Below are 16,364 nucleotides of genomic sequence, written 5' to 3'. Positions count from 1 at the left end.
GAGGCGTCCTCGATGGACATCGTAATCGTCAACTATCGAACAGGGCCGCTCGTACTCGCGTGTCTCGAAAGCCTTGCGGCGGAGCGCGAGGACGTGCCGGGCTTGCATGTGGTTCTGGTAGACAACGCATCCCGCGACGGTTCGGCCGACTTCCTCGATGCCGCCGTGCAGGCTCGGGGATGGGACTGGGTCACCCTGATCCGATCGGAGGTGAACGGCGGATTCGGTGCGGGCGCCAACATCGGCTTCGATTTCGTCCTGCAGCGGAATTCCCCCGCCCGAACCGTCTGGCTTCTCAACCCCGATACCCGCGTAATGCCCGGTGCCAGCCGCACGCTTCTACGGTTCCTCGCGGAGATGCCGTCGGCCGGGATCGCCGGCACGGCCTTGCTCGAAGCGGACGGAAACCCGTGGCCGTTCGCCTTTCGCTTTCCGACCATTCTGGGGGAAATGGAGCGGGGATTCCGCTGGGGCGTCATTTCAAAGCTGCTCGCCAGCCGAGCGACCTTGCGCCCCATGGGGGAGCGAAACGAAAGGGTCGACTGGGTTTCGGGCGCCAGCTTTGCCATCCGGCGGGATTTGCTGGAGCAGGGAATGCGGTTCGACGAAGGATATTTCCTGTACTACGAGGAGACGGACTTCTGCCGCGCTGCCTGGAAGAACGGTTGGGAATCCTGGTACGTCCCGCAAGCTGTGGTCCTGCACATTGCGGGCCAGAGCACGGGGGTCACGGCAAAGAACGCCAGGCTGAACCGCATGCCGGGCTACTGGTTCGCTTCGCGCCAGCGTTACTTCCGCAAAAACCACGGTCGCGGCTATGCAATCATCGCCGATCTTGTCTGGGTGGCCGCGCACCTCGCGTTCGTGATGAAGCAGATGGTGCGGAAATCGCAAGCCTCGGACCCGCCCGGGCTGCTGCTGGATTTCATGCGCCACTCTGCATTCGTTCCGCGCTGGCGATAGCCAGTGGACACCCGGGCGGTTCTGCGGCCAGGCGCAGACGAAGCGGCACGGCTTGCCCGCTTTGGGGTGGCTGCCAGACCGCTTCCCGCGCCTTTCCCCGTCTGGCTGATCAGTGTGCCGGATCAGCCACGCCAAGAGCTGTCCCGTCTCCTGTCCGCTTCGGAACGCGCGCGGGCGGATCGTTTCCGCACATCCGACCTGCGCCACCGCTACTGGGCTGCGCATGGCGCGCTCCGGCTTCTGGGGGAGTGCTACTTCGGCATCCCCGCGATCCGTCAGAGCTATGTGCCGAACCGCTACGGCAAGCTTCAGCTCATTGATGTGGAAGCAGCGCAGTGCAGCATCAGCTATACCGGGCAACAGGTCCTGGTCGCTTGGTCGCAAGGTGCGGCTATCGGTATCGACGCGGAACTGGTGCGGCCGATAGGGGAAACGCGGGATCTGATGCAACTCCACTGCACACAGCGAGAGCAGGCCTTCCTCGAACGCTCTGCGAAAGACTCGGCCAAGCTTGATCGAATGTTCCTCACCCTGTGGGTGAGGAAGGAAGCATGCGTGAAGGCGCTTGGCCGCGGCCTCACCATCTCTCCCTCATCGTTCGACTGCGGGATCGAACGAGCGACGACAGTCGAGATAGAAGGCTGCTCCGTTGATAACGAAGTCATGGAAGTGGGAGAGGATATTCTGGTTGCCTGGGCGCGGTGCCGCCATGATCTGACGGCGCCGCCGCGCCCATTCGGCCGCTATCCTTGAAGTAGTCCTTAGCCAGCCGGCTGGAGGAGACCTTCACGGATGACATGAGCAATCATGTGGGCGCGATTGCGTGTTCTGGTCTTGAGTCGGACGTTTTCTACGTGACGTTCGACAGTACAGGGGGCAATTTTCAACTCGATTGCCGTTTCCTTCGCAGATCTTCCCATAGCTACGTACTGCAGCACATCGCGTTCGCGTGCGGTCAGTTGAACGACGTTGCTCTCTTCGAATCGGAACATCGTAAACCCCCGAGTGTTGTTTGGGGTCCAGAATGGACCCATTCGCCACACTCATATTAATAGGGCGTTAAGTCACGATCTATTTTGAGATTGCTCCTGCCCAGACGGTTCAAAGCTGTTCCTCATCTAATCTTTTGGGCAGCGGGTGTGCTCAAACAGGCGAAATTGCGGGAGAGGGTGTCAAGCACGGCCGATGTTCAGTTCTCCACGCCGAGAAACACGGTCTGTGCTTGCTGAATCAGGTGTTATTCGGGCGCTCTACTCGCTTCTGTTGTTTTCACGTGCCCTGGCATCACCAGCTGTTTCTTGCGGAAAATGTGAGACGAAATCGTTCCCGCGAGCCAGAATGGCCGCTTGGGTGCGATTTTGAACCGACAGCTTCTTGAGGATGGACTTCACAGTCGCCTTCACTGCGGATTCGCTCACGCCAAGTTCGCGCGATATCGCCTTGTTTGGCAGCCCGCGTTCAAGGCTGGTGAGAACGACGCCTTCTCTTTCGCTAAGGCCGAATCTTTCGATTGCTGTCTTCTGATCCAGAGGTTCCCGGCTGGCGGGCATCGTTTCCAGCAATTCAATCAGTTCGGGTGGAGCGACTTTCTGCCCCATCGAAACCATCTGCATCATCGCGACAAGCGACTGGTAGGGCACCTGGTTCAAAAAGTAGGCGTAGGCGCCGGCGGTGTACACCGCTGCCATTTCCGAAAACTGAAATGTCTCGACCAGGACGACAATTCGAGCGTGCGGCATCTGGTGCAGGATGTCGCAAATGGCCGACGACGTGTCCTCACCCAGAAGATCGTTATCGATGAGAAGGATGTGCGGGCCGGAGGGGCGAAGGCGGTGATCAAGGTTGTCCAGATCATCGGCGGATTCCGCCACCTCGAACCCGGCATCCGCGAGAATCCTGCGCAATCCCTCCCGAACGAGGGAGTTTCGTATGGCAACAGAAACAACCGTAGTCATAATCTTCCAGACGCCTCCCTTTATTCAGCGCTCGCAGGAGGGGGGGCTCTCAACCGAAAATATTTTTATAGGCGATAAAGTACACCTTCTGACTTGCCCTGCAACATTTTATAAACCTTCCTGTCAACGGGCGGGGTAAATCATTCCATCCGGATTATGTTGCGGGTGTTAGAACGCCCAAAATATCCTCCACAATGTCCTAAAGATCACTTGATGGGGGAATTGCCGCTCGGTTGGTCACGCACCAAGCCGGCTTCTTTTGTCAGTTTCGGCAGCTTGGAACCTTGTGGCGCGTATTGGGGCCGGCAAAGCCTGCGCTTGCCTGAATAGGCTTGGCTTCACCGTCCCTACGCGCCGGCCGAGGTATTCGACGATGGGCAGCGTGGAAGGTCATCCAGGAGTTCACCCTCTGCTCTACCCCGCTCGAGACCAACCGGTGACCGCTCGCCGAAGAGGGGATGGAGCGATCGTCTTCGCCCGCATTGGCAGTGCAGGAGGGGGGATTGCCTCGCTTGAAGAAACCGTGACGCTCAGGAAGGCTGAAGACTTCCGGATGCCTTATTGTTTCCGAAAGCGGAAATACCACACTTCATGTCCGTCGCGGCGCGCCTTGGCCTCGTAACGTGTTTCCGGCCAGCCGCCGGGGCGGTTCTGCCAACTGGGCGGTCCTTCGACGAGCCATTCGAAGGCGTCGGTGTGGCGGCGCATGATCATCAGTGCGTGGCGCAGGTACACCGGGTGGTCGGTGCCGAAACGAAACTCACCGCCCGGCTTCAGCTTGCGCGCGAACAGTTCCACCGGGCGGTCGTTCATCATCCGGCGCTTGGCGTGGCGCGCCTTTGGCCATGGATCGGGGTGGAGCAGGTACAGGAACGACAGCGTGCCATCGGGCACTCTCTCCAGCACCTGCAGCGCATCCCCCATGTGCAGCCGGACATTGGCCAGATGTCCCTCGCGCACGTGTGTCAGGGCGCCGACGACACCGTTGAGGAACGGTTCGCACCCGATGAAGCCGTGGTCGGGCAGCATGTCGGCCCGGCTGGCGAGGTGCTCGCCCGCGCCAAAGCCGATTTCGAAGTGTAGCGGGGCGGGGTGGCCGAACAAACGCTCCGCGGTGATCGGCCCGTCTTCCGGAACCGCGAGCTGGGGCAGCAGGGTATCGACCAGTTCCTGCTGCGCCTTGCGCAGGCGCCTTCCCTGGGATCGGCCGTAGAGCCGGTTGAGCGTTGTCGGGTCGCCTTGCTTGTATGCCGTCATGGGCGGGCGGCTATCAAAAATGCAACCTTTGCGCGAGGGTTACCGAGCCCCCTCCAGCTTCTTTTGCCGCCGGCGCTGGACCGAGGACCCGATTCCGATCGCCTCGCGGTACTTGGCCACCGTCCGGCGCGCGAGATCGAAGCCGCGCGCGCGCAGAAGGTCAACCAGGGTATCGTCGGACAGGGTCTGCTTCGGATCCTCAGCCTCGATCAACGCGCGGATCTGCGCCTTGACCGCCTCGGCCGAAGCGGCGCTTTCCCCATCGGCCGAAGCGACGCCGCTGGTGAAGAAGTATTTCAGTTCGAACATACCTCGCTCGCACTGAAGATACTTGTTCGAAGTTGCCCGGCTGACGGTCGATTCGTGCATTCCGATCGCCTCGGCCACGGTGCGCAGGGTCAGTGGCTTCAGGTGGGCGACGCCGAAGCGGAAGAAGCCATCCTGCCGTTTGACGACTTCGCCCGCTACCTTGAGGATCGTCTTCTGTCGCTGGTCGAGCGCTTTCACCAGCCAGTTGGCGTCGGAAAGCCGTTCGTTCAGCCAGGCTTTGGCACTCCTGTCCGCGCAGTCGCTCCGCAACTCGAGATAGTAGGAGCGATTCACCACCAGCCGGGGGAGCGTTGCCTCGTTCAGTGCGATCCGCCAGCCGCTCCCGCCAGTGGGACTGACGACGATGTCGGGCGCCACAGTCTCCCGCGCGGCGCTGCCATAGCGCAACCCGGGCTTGGGATCGTAGCTGCGCAGCTCGGCCAGCATGTCGGCGAAGTCTTCGTCATCCACGTCGCACAATCGCTTGAGCTGCGCGAAGCTCGCTTTGGCAAGGAGATCGAGGTTGGCGATCAGCTTCGCCATGCACGGATCGTGGCGGTCTGCATCCTTCGCCTGAAGGCTAAGACATTCGGCCAGGCTGCGCGCGGCCACGCCGGTTGGATCGAGCGACTGTACGGCCCGCAACGCTTCTTCCGCAGCCTTGGCGGAAACGCCCAGATCGGCCGCGATTTCGTCTATGGGGAAGGAGAGGTATCCCGCCTCGTCCAGCAGCCCAATGATGTAACGGGCCACGAAGCCGGTGGCAGCATCCAGAGGCAGGGTGCCGACTTGCGCCTCCAGATGTTCGGCCAGCGTCGGCCCGTCGCTGCGGTCCTCAATTTCGAGCCAGTCCCCCGTCGCATCGGCAGGAGCGGCGCTGGCGGGTTGCGCGCTCCAGTCGCCGGTTTCGCGCCGCAGGGGAGGCTCCGGCGGCGCTATCGCCGCGCTTTCGCCGGCATCGAGCAGCGGATTGGCCTCGAGCGCTTCACCGATGAAGCCTTCGATTTCCAGATTGGACAGCGCCAGCAGCTTGATGGCCTGCTGCAGCTGCGGCGTCATGGCCAGCGATTGCGTCTGCCGCAGGTCGAGGCGAGGGGCGAGGGCCATGGCTAGGCTCGCGAGTGCTCCGGAATCATAGCGTGAAGCTTTCGCCCAGATACAGCCGGCGCACGTTTTCGTCGGCTACCAGTTCTTCGGGGCTGCCGGCGAACAGGACCTGGCCGCCGTAAATGATGCAGGCGCGATCCACGATATCGAGTGTCTCGCGCACGTTATGATCGGTGATCAGCACCCCGATTCCGCGCTGCTTCAGGTCGATCACGAGATGACGAATATCGCCGATCGACAGCGGGTCGATCCCGGCGAACGGTTCGTCGAGCAGCATGATCGATGGCTTGGCGGCCAGGGCCCGCGCGATTTCGCACCGCCGCCGTTCACCGCCCGAGAGCGCCATCGCGGGGCTTTCCCGCAAGCGGGTGAGGCCGAATTCGTCGAGCAGCCGGTCCAGCTCGGCAGCGCGGACCTGCTTGTCGGGCTCCACCATCTCGAGCACGGAACTGATGTTCTGCTCCACCGTCATCCCGCGGAAGATCGAGGTTTCCTGCGGAAGGTAGCCCAAGCCGAGGACCGCGCGGCGGTACATCGGCAGCTTGGTCACATCGACGCCGTCCATCAGGATGCGGCCGCTGTCGGGCCGCACCAGCCCCATGATCGAATAGAAACACGTCGTCTTGCCCGCCCCGTTCGGTCCCAGCAGGCCGAGCACTTCGCCCTTGCCGACGGTCAGCGAGATATCGGTCAGGACCGCGCGCTTGTCGTAGCTTTTGGCGATCGAGATCACCTCCAGGCCGCCTTGCGGAATGGGCGGAGCGGCATTGGCCGGAGCTTCGGCCATCGAATGAGACAGGGCGTCCTGGTCGAGACCGGATTGATCGAGCGAATTCATGTTCAAGGCCGTAGCATGAGGACAGGTACTTTTGCACCCGTTTGGCACGGGGGGCATTTCTCAACTTCAAACCGGCGCAGACCGGTGCTGCCGCTTGCGCGGGAGCGGCAGCAGTGGAATACTTCGGCGCAAGGGAACCAGGAGAGGAGAAGGCGCATGCCAAAGGCGCTTCCAAGAACCGTGCTTTCAGACACGGACGCGCACGCCAGGCCGGGCCGCAGCCTGGATTGGCGCAAGAAGATGAGCGATCATGTCGCGTATGCCCTGCTGGTCTACACCGGACTGCAGATCTTCGTGACCATGTCCCTGCTGAAGACGGGGAACGGATCGAGCTTGCCTTATCTCGGATTGGTCTTCCTGATCGTCGCGATCATTCCGGCCTGCCGGATGCTGGAAGGCCGTTGGGACCGGCTTACCGATGGCCAGGCCGCCAATCCCGAATTGTTCGACGCGTTCCGGAAGGATTGCGCTGCACTGTGGCTTTGCGCCATCGGCTTGCCGTTCGTGCTCACGGCGGGATACAAGGGGCTGGAGGCGCTGTTCTGACCGGAAGACTGGCGCTGCGCCGGTTCGGCCGCTAACCGGCTGGCATGCAACGCAAGAACCTGATCCATGCTTGATCCTGCCGCCGCGCAGGAACGCTGTGCCACGCTGGTCGAGATGGCCCGCCAGGCAGGAGCCGACGCCGCGGACGCGGTCGCGATCGGCAGCAGCAGCCTCGGCATTCACGTGCGACTCGGGAAACTGGAGGACGTCGACCGTTCGGAAGGCGGGGAAGCCGGCTTGCGCGTGTTCGTCGGCCGCCGCTCCGCCTCGATCAGCGCGACGGACCTTTCCGACGCAGGCTTGCGCGAACTCGCCGAAAGAGCCGTAGCGATGGCGCGTGCCGCGCCCGAAGATCCTTTCGCCGGCCTTGCTCCTCCGGAGTTGCTCACCGCCGGGCCGTTTCCAGCACTCGACTTGAGCGACGATGCCGAGCCTGCTCCCGAGCTTCTGAGGGAACGAGCCGCCGCCGTGGAGGATGCGGCGCGATCCGTCGCTGGCGTCAGCAACAGCGAAGGCGGATCGGCTAACTTCTCGCGCAGCGCGTTCGCTCTGGCGACCAGCGAGGGATTTGCGGGTGGTTACGGCGCAACGAGCCATTCCCTCAGCGCCAGCGTCATCGCGGGCGAGGGGGCGCGGATGCAGCGGGACTACGCCTATCGCGTGACCCGGCACGTGTCCGATCTGCCGAGTTGTGCCGAAATCGGCCGTAAGGCAGGGACACGCGCCGTGGCGCGGCTCGACCCGGCACGCATGAAAAGCGGGCCGATGCCGGTGGTGTTCGATCCCCGCGTGGGCAATTCGCTGCTCGGCCATCTACTCGGAGCCATGGCCGCGCCTGCGATCGCCCGGCGCGCATCTTTCCTGCTGGGGCATGAGGAGGACCGGATATTTCCCGCCAACATCCGGGTCATCGAGGACCCGCATCGCCCGCGCGGCTTGCGTTCACGCCCTTTCGACGGAGAAGGGTTGCCCACTGCTGCGCGCGCGCTGGTCGATGATGGGCGCGTCACGGGTTGGCTGGCGAACATCGCTTCGGCTCGCCAGCTTGGGATCGAACCCACCGGCCACGCCTCCCGCGGGGCGGGCGGCGCGCCGGGCGTATCGGCGAGCAACGTCCACCTGGAGCCGGGGGATCTGACCCCGGAAACCCTGATCGCGGACATAGCGGAAGGCGTGCTGGTCACCGAGTTGATCGGCCAGGGCGTCAACGCCGTCACCGGTGACTACAGCCGCGGCGCATCCGGCTTCCGGATCGTGGACGGCGCGATCGCCGGGCCGGTCGCCGAGTTCACGATCGCCGGCAACTTGCTGGACATGTTCGCGGGACTGGTACCGGCCAACGACATCGAGTGGCACCGCGCAGTCAACGTGCCGACGATCCGCATCGACTCGATGACAGTCGCGGGGGAATAGAATGCAGGGGATCGTCCTGGCGCTGGCCGCGCTGTTGCTCGGCTGGTCGCCGGTTCAGGCGGCGACCCTGCTGCCGGAGACGAGCCCGAGCCCGACGGCAGCGCCCAGCGCCGCTCCGGAAATTGAGGCCCGGCAGGAAGCCGGTTCGGATCAGGCCGTCTCCCAGCGCATTTCCTCGATCTTCTCCGAGATTCCTGCGCTCGCCGGTGTGCGGGCGAATGTGCGGGAGGGCGTGGTCACGCTCACCGGGACGGTGACGGATGCCGAGGACAAGGCACGGGCCGAGGTGATCGCATCGCGGATCAGCGGCGTGGTCACCGTCGAAAACCAGATCGAGCGGGATGTCTCCGTAGGCAGTCGGCTTGGTGTTCTGGGCACCTTTTCGGAGCAGCTCACGACGCTTGTCGCCGCTCTGCCGCTGATCGCGGTAGCCGTCCTGGCGGCGTTGCTGATCGCCGGCCTCGGCTATGCGATTGCCTCTCTCGAAAGTCTCTGGCGCCGTGTCACGCCCAATTCCTTCCTTGCGGAACTGATCGCGAGCGCGATCCGGTTTGCCTTCATCGTCGCGGGCGCGCTGGTCGCGCTCAACATACTGGGTGCAGGAACGTTGCTCGGAGCCGTGCTGGGCGGCGCGGGCGTTGTCGGGATTGCGCTCGGCTTTTCGCTACGCGACATCATCGAGAACTACGTCGCCTCCGTGATGCTGAGCCTGCGTCAGCCGTTCCGCCCGAACGAGCTGGTGAAGATCGAGGATTACGAGGGGCGGATCATTCGGCTGACCAGCCGTGCTACTCTGCTGATGACGCTGGACGGCAATCACGTGCGGATCCCCAATTCCACCGTCTTCAAGGGCGTGATCGTCAACTATACGCGCAACCCGCAGCGCAGCTTCGCCTTCGAGATAGGCATCGGCGTGAACGAGGATGCAAGCGTGGCGGGCGCCACAGGCGTAGCCGCCTTGCGCGGCTTGGATTTTGTGTTGCCCGAGCCTGCCCCGCTGTTCCTGGTGCAGGAGGCCGCTGCTTCCAGCGTTGTCCTGAAGTTCATTGCCTGGATCGATCAGGGCGAGACGAACTGGTTCAAGGCGCGCAGCCAGGCGCTTGTGACGGTGAAGAACGCCCTGGACGCGGACGAGGTCGAGATGCCGGAGCCGATCTACCGCCTGCGTTTCGATCCCGAATCCCCCCTGCCGATCAAGGACATGGAAGGGGCCGAGGAAGCGGCGCCCCCGCCTGATCGGCGCAGGGGTTCCAAAGGGCGAGCCCGCCCCGTTGATCAGGACGTGCGTCCGGAGAACGAAGTCGCCAAGATGGTGGAGGAGGAGCGGCAGGCCACGCCCGGCAAGGGTGACCTGCTCAATCCCAATCGCCCGGTGGAATAGGCGCCTATTCGGCTGCCTGTTTTGCCTGCTTGGCGCGCTCGATCGCTTCGACCACGATCCGGCGGGCTTCCGCCGCATCGCCCCAGTCACCGACCCGGACCCACTTTTCGGTCTCCAGATCCTTGTAGTGCTTAAAGAAGTGCTCGATCTGATCGAAGATGATCGAGGGAAGGTCCTGCCGTTCCCCGACATCGGAGTAGTACGGGAAGGTTGTGTCCACCGGCACACAGACCAGCTTTTCGTCCCCGCCGTGTTCATCTTCCAGCTTCAGAACGCTGATCGGGCGTGCGCGGACGACGCAGCCGGGAATGAACGGGGAGCGCGCGATTACCAGCGCATCGAGCGGGTCGCCATCGGGTGAAAGCGTGTGTGGCACGAAGCCATAGTTTGCCGGATAGCGCATCGGGGTGTGCAGGATGCGATCCACGAACAGCGCGCCCGAGTCCTTGTCGAATTCGTACTTCACCGGCTCCCCGCCAGTGGGAACTTCGATCACGACATTGAGGCTGTGGGGCGGGTTGTCGCCGACTGGGATCTGTTCGATTCGCATGGATGCTTGTTTCCCGTGGTTGCCTGAAGGAGCTGGTTGACGGCACCTTCTTCCCTGTTTTGCGGGCGCGGGTAGCCCAAGCGGCGGCCCTTGGCGAGAAAATTTGCACGCGGCGTGCCGCAAGGGCATCCTCCCGACTCGTCAGCGACAGGGAACGAAGAATTCCTGCGCCGGAGAGGAGAGAGCAGTCATGCATGTAGGTCTGGCAACCGGTTTCGCCCACCAGCGGGGCAAATCCTATCCCGATGCCCGGTTCGTGCGGGAGGAGATCGAGAATCTCGTCCTGGCGGAAGAACTCGGGTTCGATTCGGTGTGGATCACCGAACATCACTTTACCGACTATTCCATGTCGAACGATCCGCTCCAGCTGTTGACCTACATCGCTGGCCGGACGAAGCGCGTGAAGCTTGGCACCCAGTGCATCATCGTGCCGTGGCACAATCCGGTGCGGCTGGCCGAAAAGATCATCAATCTGGATCTTCTGTCGAACGGCCGCGCGATTCTGGGCTTCGGCGGCGGGCTTGCCCCGCACGAATTCGCCGGGCTGGGCATCGACCAGAACAAGGCGCGCGCGCTCTACAACGATATCCTGGACGTGCTGATTCCGGCGCTGGAGACCGGGATCATCGAAGGGGAGGGAGCGTTCGGCACGATTCCGCGGCGCGAACTGCGCCCGCAGCCGGTCAAGAGCTTCGAGGGGCGCAAGTTCTGCGGCTCTCTTTCCGGCAACTCGATGGTGTCGGCCGCGAAGCACGGGTTCGGCAACATGGTGCTGATGCTGCCCCAGCGCGGCAAGGAAACCCCGCCGGACAAGTACCGCGAGGTATGGCAGGAGGTGCACGGGCCAGGCACGGAACCGCCGGCGCCGATGGTCAGCGGCAATTTCTATATCGATGAGAGTGCCGAATACGCGGAAGCGCAGGGGCAGCGCTACCTTGCCCGCACGATGGAAGCGGCGGTGGAAAACTACAGCCTGAATGAGCCCGGGATCTTCAAGGACATCAAGGGCTACGAACACTACGAAAACATGACCATGGAGCCGGAGGCGGTCGAGCAGTACGCGCGCAGCTTCGGCCGGGGCGCGGTTACCGGCACGCCGCAGATGATCCTGGACCGCATGTGGGAGCTGAAGGAAATCTATCGCCCGCAAGGCTTCTTCCCGCACGTCTATTTCGGCGGAATGCCGCAGGACGAGGCGCTGAAGAACCTGCACATGTTCGCCGAGAAGGTGATGCCGGAAGTCAAGAGCTGGCAGACTGACATCTCGATCGACGACCGCTTCCTGCAAGCCGCGGAATAGCGGCGTCGCCGGTGGGCGAGGTTGACACAGTTGACATGTCCTGCACTGGCTGTCCACGGCCGCAAACCCACGTTTCCTGCGGGTTTGCGGCCTTGAGGATGACAGATTGCCGCTTTTGAGAAAATAAAATGTTCGTGCGCCGTTGTGAAGCAATGTTGCGCAAGGGAACGAGGCGAGAGGGGCAGCAACCAGCATGCCCGCGAGGGTCGGCGATGGCGGCGCTGTAGGAAAGAGCGTGCAGCAAAGCCGGAGCCATCGCCCCGCTTGCCGATGCTCCCTTTCTCAGGGCGGTGGTCGCCGGGTAATGGGTAATCGAGCAGCAGCGGAGAGCGGGGCGGCGGCTGACACCGCCGCCCCGGTTCGCTCTCCGCCGAGGCGTCAGCGCGCTGTGTCGGTGCGCGGGGCCAGCAACCGGTCGAGCCCGGCTTCGCCCGGAACGGCCTTTTCCAGCCACGGATAGCGCAGGCCGCCGTGGTAATCGACCGGGATGGTGAGGAAGCTTTCACCGCGCTTCACCAGCAGGTTGATCGGCTCCGTCCCGCCGCGGGCGGCCTGGATCGCGGTCCTGATCCGCTCCTCATCGTAGTCCTGCCCGTTCACCGCGACGATCTGCATTCCGGGCACGATCCCGGCCCGGAAGGCCGGCCCGTCCCACAAGGCGGAGCCGACGTTGCCATCGCGGTCGAGATTCAGCCCGAGCGAGTAGAACAGGCTGAGGTACTCTCCACCGGACATCCGCCCTTTCTCATAAGGGTTGGGCTCATCCTTCCAGACGAGCTTGTACCCGGCCATTTCGATACCGCGCAGCGGACCCGGCTGGCCGGGCTGGTAAAGCCGGGTGGTCAGGAAATCGGCCCAATCGTACGGGTACACCTGGTTCAGCGTGCCGACGATATCCTCAAAGGTGTAGGTCAGCTGGCCCCAGTCGCCATCCCGCATGCCGAAGAAGGCGCGGGCGAAATCGTCCAGCCCCTTGCGGCCCCCGGTGCCCTGGCGGATGATCTGGTCGGCTTCCAGCCAGACCAGCGCGCCTTCGCTGTAGTAGTCCTCGCTCCGCGTCAGGGAGGAGTAGGGCAGCGGCCGGCGCGAATTGATGATCGGATCGTTGGTCGTGTCCGCGACAGAGCGCCACGCCCGGCCCGGCTGCCCTTCGGTATAGTTCGCGGCATAGGTGGCAAAGGCGCCGAGCACCGTCTCGTCCTGCTGGACGCCGGACCGGGCGGCCAGCACATTGCCCCAGAACTGCGTCTGCCCTTCGTACATCCACAGCAGGCTGTTCTGCATCGGTGTGCGGTAGTCGGGCGTCCACAAGTCCGCCGGGCGGCGGTACTTGCCGTTCCAGCTGTGGACCAGTTCATGCGCGATGACGTTGCGGTCCCAATCCATCGCTTCCCAGTCGACCAGCGTGGTCGGATCGTACTGGTTTTCGCTCGACCGGTGATGCTCCAGCCCGATGCCTCCCATCCGGTCCGTCAGCGCCAGCAGGAATTCGTAACGGTCGAAATGCTTTGCTCCGAACAGGGCCAGCGCTTCATCCACCAGCGTGTTGTAGGTCCGCAGGTTTTCGGGCGCCACGGCCAGAAGTCCCGGTTCGTCCGCCACGACGTTGAGCCGGACATCGTGCCCCAGCGGCCAGCTTTGCGCGTGCTGGCCGGCGAAGATCGGGGAATCGACCAGCGTTTCGTAATCGGTCGTCGCCCACGTGACCCTGGACCCGTTCGCCTGCTGACCATCGAGCGCGGTGAACACCTGCCAGCCGGCCGGGAACGTGACGGTCGGCTGCACCGGGATCTGCCGGGTGTAGTAGCCGGCGGGATAGAGGCTCATTTTCTCCCACTGGAGGTTGAGCATCTCCTGCGTCATCGTGATCCGGCCCTGATCCGGCTGGATCGGGGAAGTGTGCACGAACCGCGCGGTAACTTGCCGAGCGCCTTCCGGCAGCGGAATGCGGAACGCGTGGACTTCCAGCGGATCGCGGGTCCACTGGACCGGCTGGCCGTCCACTTCGAAGCCGATGTTGGCCAGAAGATTGATCGGCCCGCGCGGCGCGTGGTTGCCGGGCAGCCATTCGGGCAATTGCAGCACCAGCTCGCGCGCACCGCTGGGGACGGGGACGACTTGCGTGACCTTGTAGAGCCCGCGCAAGGTATCGGTCGCGTCGATGTCCAGCCGGATCGTCCCGGGATAGCGAACGTCGCGCGCGTCGGGCACGGTGGTCACGATCGGCACGGCCTGCGGGGCGGAGTTCGTCGCCGGCTGCATCTGGGCGGCGGCGGGCGCGGCCAGCAGGGCGCTGGCGGACAGGGCGAGCAGGAGCTGTGTCTTCATGCGTGAAGTGATGGCCGCAAGCGCAGGCGTCCGCAAGGGCCCGGCGCTTGAGCACCTTTGCGGACGGGCCATAATCGGGCTAAGCGCGCCGGCCATGAGCAGGATCGAAACCCCCCAGGCCATTCGCGGCACGCAGGATATCTTCGGCGCCGAGGCGGAAGCCTTCGCTTTCGTGGTCGAAACCTTTGAGCGCGTGCGCAAGCTTTACCGCTTCCGGCGGGTGGAAATGCCGGTGTTCGAGAAGACCGAGGTGTTCTCCCGCTCCCTGGGCGAAACGACCGATGTCGTCTCCAAGGAAATGTACAGTTTCGAGGATCGCGGCGGGGATTCCCTGACCCTGCGCCCGGAATTCACCGCCGGGATTGCCCGCGCCTACCTGACGGACGGCTGGCAGCAGTACGCGCCGGTGAAAGTGGCGACGCACGGGCCGCTGTTCCGCTACGAACGCCCGCAGAAGGGGCGCTATCGCCAGTTCCACCAGCTGGACGCCGAGATCATCGGCGCGGCCGAGCCGCAAGTCGATGTCGAGCTGCTGGTGATGGCCGACCAGTTGCTGAACGAGCTTGGGATCGCCGAAGGCGTGACCTTGCAGCTCAACACGCTGGGCGATGCGGACAGCCGGGAGGCCTGGCGCACGGCGCTGATCGACTACTTCCGCGCCCACCGCGCCGACTTGTCCGAAGACAGCCAGGACCGGCTGGAGCGCAATCCGTTGCGGATTCTCGACAGCAAGGACCCACGCGACAAGCCGCTTGCCGCCGATGCGCCGAAGATCGACGATTTCCTGAGCAGCGAGGCGCAGGATTTCTTCGCGCAGGTAACGCAGGGGCTGGACGCGGCCGGGGTGGTCTGGACACGCAACCCGGCGCTGGTGCGCGGGCTGGATTACTATCGCCACACCGCATTCGAGTTCGTCACTGACCGGCTGGGGGCGCAAGGCACCGTATTGGGCGGCGGGCGCTATGACGGGTTGATCGAGGCGCTGGGCGGGCCGCACACCCCGGCGGTCGGCTGGGCCGCCGGGGTTGAGCGGCTGGCGATGCTGGTGGGGGAACGGGGTGAAGACAAGGTCGACGTGATCGTTGTCGTCGAGGATGACGCGGTCCTGCAGGACGGGGTCGGCGCTGTCGCCGCCCTCCGCCGAGGCGGGTATGCGGCCGAGCTGCTTGCGTCCGGCTCCCCCCGCAAGCGGTTCGACAAGGCGGTCAAGCAGGAGCCGAAGGCCATTTTCGCGCTGAAAGCGGAAGACGGCGCGACCGCGCGGCGCTTGCGGAACACCGCCGCCGATGAAGCGGGCATCGAGGGCGTGCTGTCCGGCTATGCATGGCGAGGCCCGGCTGGATGACCATTCCCGAAGAGCGGCTCGCCCAGATCGCCGGGCGCTTCAGCGAACTGGAAGCCCGGCTGGCGAGCGGCACGCTGGAAGGCGAGGCTTTCGTCGCCGCCAGCCGCGATTATGCCGAGCTGGAACCGGTGGCCAGGATCGCCGGGCAGATCCGCGCCATGCGCGCCGAGCTGGCGGAGCTAAAAACCCTCGGCGACAGCGATCCCGAGATGAAGGCGCTGGCGGAGGAGGAAATGGGCCGCCTGCGAACTGAACTGCCGGAGGCCGAGCGCCAGCTCGCTCTGTCGATGCTGCCGCGCGATGCGGCCGACGCGCGCCCTGCGATGCTGGAAATCCGCGCCGGGACCGGGGGCGATGAGGCAGCCTTGTTCGCCGCCGACTTGTTCCGGATGTACGAACGCTACGCCGCCGAGCGGGGCTGGCGAGTCGAGACGATCAGCGTGAATGCCTCGGACATCGGGGGCTTCAAGGAAGTCGTCGCCAATGTTTCGGGCACGGGCGTGTTCGCCAAGCTGAAGTTCGAAAGCGGCGTGCACCGGGTCCAGCGCGTTCCGGTGACCGAAAGCGGCGGGCGGATTCACACTTCGGCCGCGACCGTGGCCGTGCTGCCGGAACCGACCGAGGTCGATGTCCAGATCGACGACAAGGACCTGAAGATCGATATCTACCGCGCGTCCGGCGCGGGCGGGCAGCACGTCAACACTACCGACAGCGCCGTGCGGATTACGCACTTGCCGTCCGGTCTCGTCGTGATCCAGCAGGATGAGCGCAGCCAGCACAAGAACCGGGCCAAGGCGATGCAGGTGCTGCGCGCGCGGCTTTACGAAAAAATGCGCGAGGAAGCGCATGGCGCGGAGGCCGAGGCGCGCAAGGCAATGGTCGGATCGGGCGACCGGTCGGAGCGCATCCGCACCTACAACTTCCCGCAAGGACGGGTGACCGATCACCGGATCAACCTGACCTTGCACAAGCTGCCCGAAGTGCTCGCCGGGCCGGGGCTGGGGGAATTGATTGACGCGCTGATCACCGAGGACGAGGCGAAGCGCCTCGCGGCTTTGGGGAACTGAGATCA

The 16,364-nt window shown here is 64.1% G+C and carries 15 protein-coding genes; 8 read left to right on the top strand and 7 right to left on the bottom strand.

The window, feature by feature from the left end:
• The first annotated feature begins 12 nt into the window (after window positions 1-12).
• Both ELY13_RS01815 and ELY13_RS01810 read left to right on the top strand, forming a co-directional pair.
• Window positions 13-963 carry a glycosyltransferase family 2 protein gene (locus ELY13_RS01815; protein ID WP_241233490.1) on the top strand — a complete coding sequence of 317 codons (951 nt, stop codon included), beginning with the start codon at window positions 13-15 and terminating at the stop codon, window positions 961-963.
• 66 nt (window positions 964-1,029) lie between these two features.
• Window positions 1,030-1,716, top strand: a complete 687-nt coding sequence (locus ELY13_RS01810; RefSeq protein WP_164549676.1) for a 4'-phosphopantetheinyl transferase family protein — start codon at window positions 1,030-1,032, stop codon at window positions 1,714-1,716.
• 8 nt (window positions 1,717-1,724) lie between these two features.
• On the opposite strand, the gene ELY13_RS01805 is transcribed toward ELY13_RS01810, so the two are convergent.
• The 5 genes from ELY13_RS01805 to lptB form a co-directional block, all read right to left on the bottom strand.
• Window positions 1,725-1,955, bottom strand: a complete 231-nt coding sequence (locus tag ELY13_RS01805) for a response regulator transcription factor (RefSeq protein WP_126172149.1) — start codon at window positions 1,953-1,955, stop codon at window positions 1,725-1,727.
• A gap of 258 nt (window positions 1,956-2,213) precedes the next feature.
• On the bottom strand, window positions 2,214-2,918 hold the full coding sequence (locus tag ELY13_RS01800; protein WP_126172148.1) for a LuxR C-terminal-related transcriptional regulator: 705 nt from the start codon (window positions 2,916-2,918) through the stop codon (window positions 2,214-2,216).
• 558 nt (window positions 2,919-3,476) lie between these two features.
• Window positions 3,477-4,175 carry a tRNA (guanine(46)-N(7))-methyltransferase TrmB gene (gene trmB / locus ELY13_RS01795; RefSeq protein WP_126172147.1) on the bottom strand — a complete coding sequence of 233 codons (699 nt, stop codon included), beginning with the start codon at window positions 4,173-4,175 and terminating at the stop codon, window positions 3,477-3,479.
• 39 nt (window positions 4,176-4,214) lie between these two features.
• Complete coding sequence (gene rpoN / locus ELY13_RS01790) at window positions 4,215-5,591, bottom strand: RNA polymerase factor sigma-54 (protein WP_126172146.1); 1,377 nt, start codon at window positions 5,589-5,591, stop codon at window positions 4,215-4,217.
• Window positions 5,592-5,616: 25 nt separating this feature from the next.
• Window positions 5,617-6,378 carry an LPS export ABC transporter ATP-binding protein gene (gene lptB, locus ELY13_RS01785; RefSeq protein ID WP_126172251.1) on the bottom strand — a complete coding sequence of 254 codons (762 nt, stop codon included), beginning with the start codon at window positions 6,376-6,378 and terminating at the stop codon, window positions 5,617-5,619.
• Between the two features lie 207 nt (window positions 6,379-6,585).
• Here lptB and ELY13_RS01780 point away from each other — a divergent pair, with 207 nt between their 5' ends.
• The 3 genes from ELY13_RS01780 to ELY13_RS01770 all read left to right on the top strand — a co-directional run bounded on the left by ELY13_RS01780 (window position 6,586) and on the right by ELY13_RS01770 (window position 9,769).
• Window positions 6,586-6,975, top strand: coding sequence for a hypothetical protein (locus ELY13_RS01780; protein WP_241233489.1), 390 nt, complete (start codon window positions 6,586-6,588; stop codon window positions 6,973-6,975).
• Window positions 6,976-7,041: 66 nt separating this feature from the next.
• Complete coding sequence (locus ELY13_RS01775; protein WP_126172145.1) at window positions 7,042-8,388, top strand: TldD/PmbA family protein; 1,347 nt, start codon at window positions 7,042-7,044, stop codon at window positions 8,386-8,388.
• A 1-nt stretch (window position 8,389) separates the two neighbouring features.
• A complete protein-coding gene (locus tag ELY13_RS01770) occupies window positions 8,390-9,769 on the top strand; it encodes a mechanosensitive ion channel family protein (protein ID WP_126172144.1) in 1,380 nt (459 codons plus the stop codon).
• 4 nt (window positions 9,770-9,773) lie between these two features.
• Here ELY13_RS01770 and ppa read toward each other — a convergent pair whose 3' ends face one another.
• Window positions 9,774-10,319, bottom strand: a complete 546-nt coding sequence (gene ppa, locus ELY13_RS01765) for an inorganic diphosphatase (RefSeq protein WP_126172143.1) — start codon at window positions 10,317-10,319, stop codon at window positions 9,774-9,776.
• A 190-nt stretch (window positions 10,320-10,509) separates the two neighbouring features.
• Here ppa and ELY13_RS01760 point away from each other — a divergent pair, with 190 nt between their 5' ends.
• Entirely contained in the window at window positions 10,510-11,619 is a 1,110-nt protein-coding gene (locus ELY13_RS01760; protein WP_126172142.1) for an LLM class flavin-dependent oxidoreductase, read from the top strand.
• A gap of 378 nt (window positions 11,620-11,997) precedes the next feature.
• On the opposite strand, the gene ELY13_RS01755 is transcribed toward ELY13_RS01760, so the two are convergent.
• Window positions 11,998-13,947, bottom strand: a complete 1,950-nt coding sequence (locus tag ELY13_RS01755) for a M61 family metallopeptidase (RefSeq protein ID WP_241233488.1) — start codon at window positions 13,945-13,947, stop codon at window positions 11,998-12,000.
• 94 nt (window positions 13,948-14,041) lie between these two features.
• Between ELY13_RS01755 and hisS the strand changes: the two genes are divergently transcribed.
• Both hisS and prfA read left to right on the top strand, forming a co-directional pair.
• Entirely contained in the window at window positions 14,042-15,292 is a 1,251-nt protein-coding gene (gene hisS / locus ELY13_RS01750; protein WP_126172141.1) for a histidine--tRNA ligase, read from the top strand.
• Entirely contained in the window at window positions 15,289-16,359 is a 1,071-nt protein-coding gene (gene prfA / locus ELY13_RS01745) for a peptide chain release factor 1 (protein ID WP_126172140.1), read from the top strand. Before hisS ends, prfA begins: the two co-directional genes overlap by 4 nt.
• Window positions 16,360-16,364 lie beyond the last annotated feature (5 nt).

This window comes from Altericroceibacterium xinjiangense (assembly GCF_003958635.1).
Classification (GTDB): domain Bacteria; phylum Pseudomonadota; class Alphaproteobacteria; order Sphingomonadales; family Sphingomonadaceae; genus Altericroceibacterium_A; species Altericroceibacterium_A xinjiangense.
Note: the sequence above shows the minus strand (reverse complement) of the source record. Positions and strands in the feature narration are given on the sequence as shown.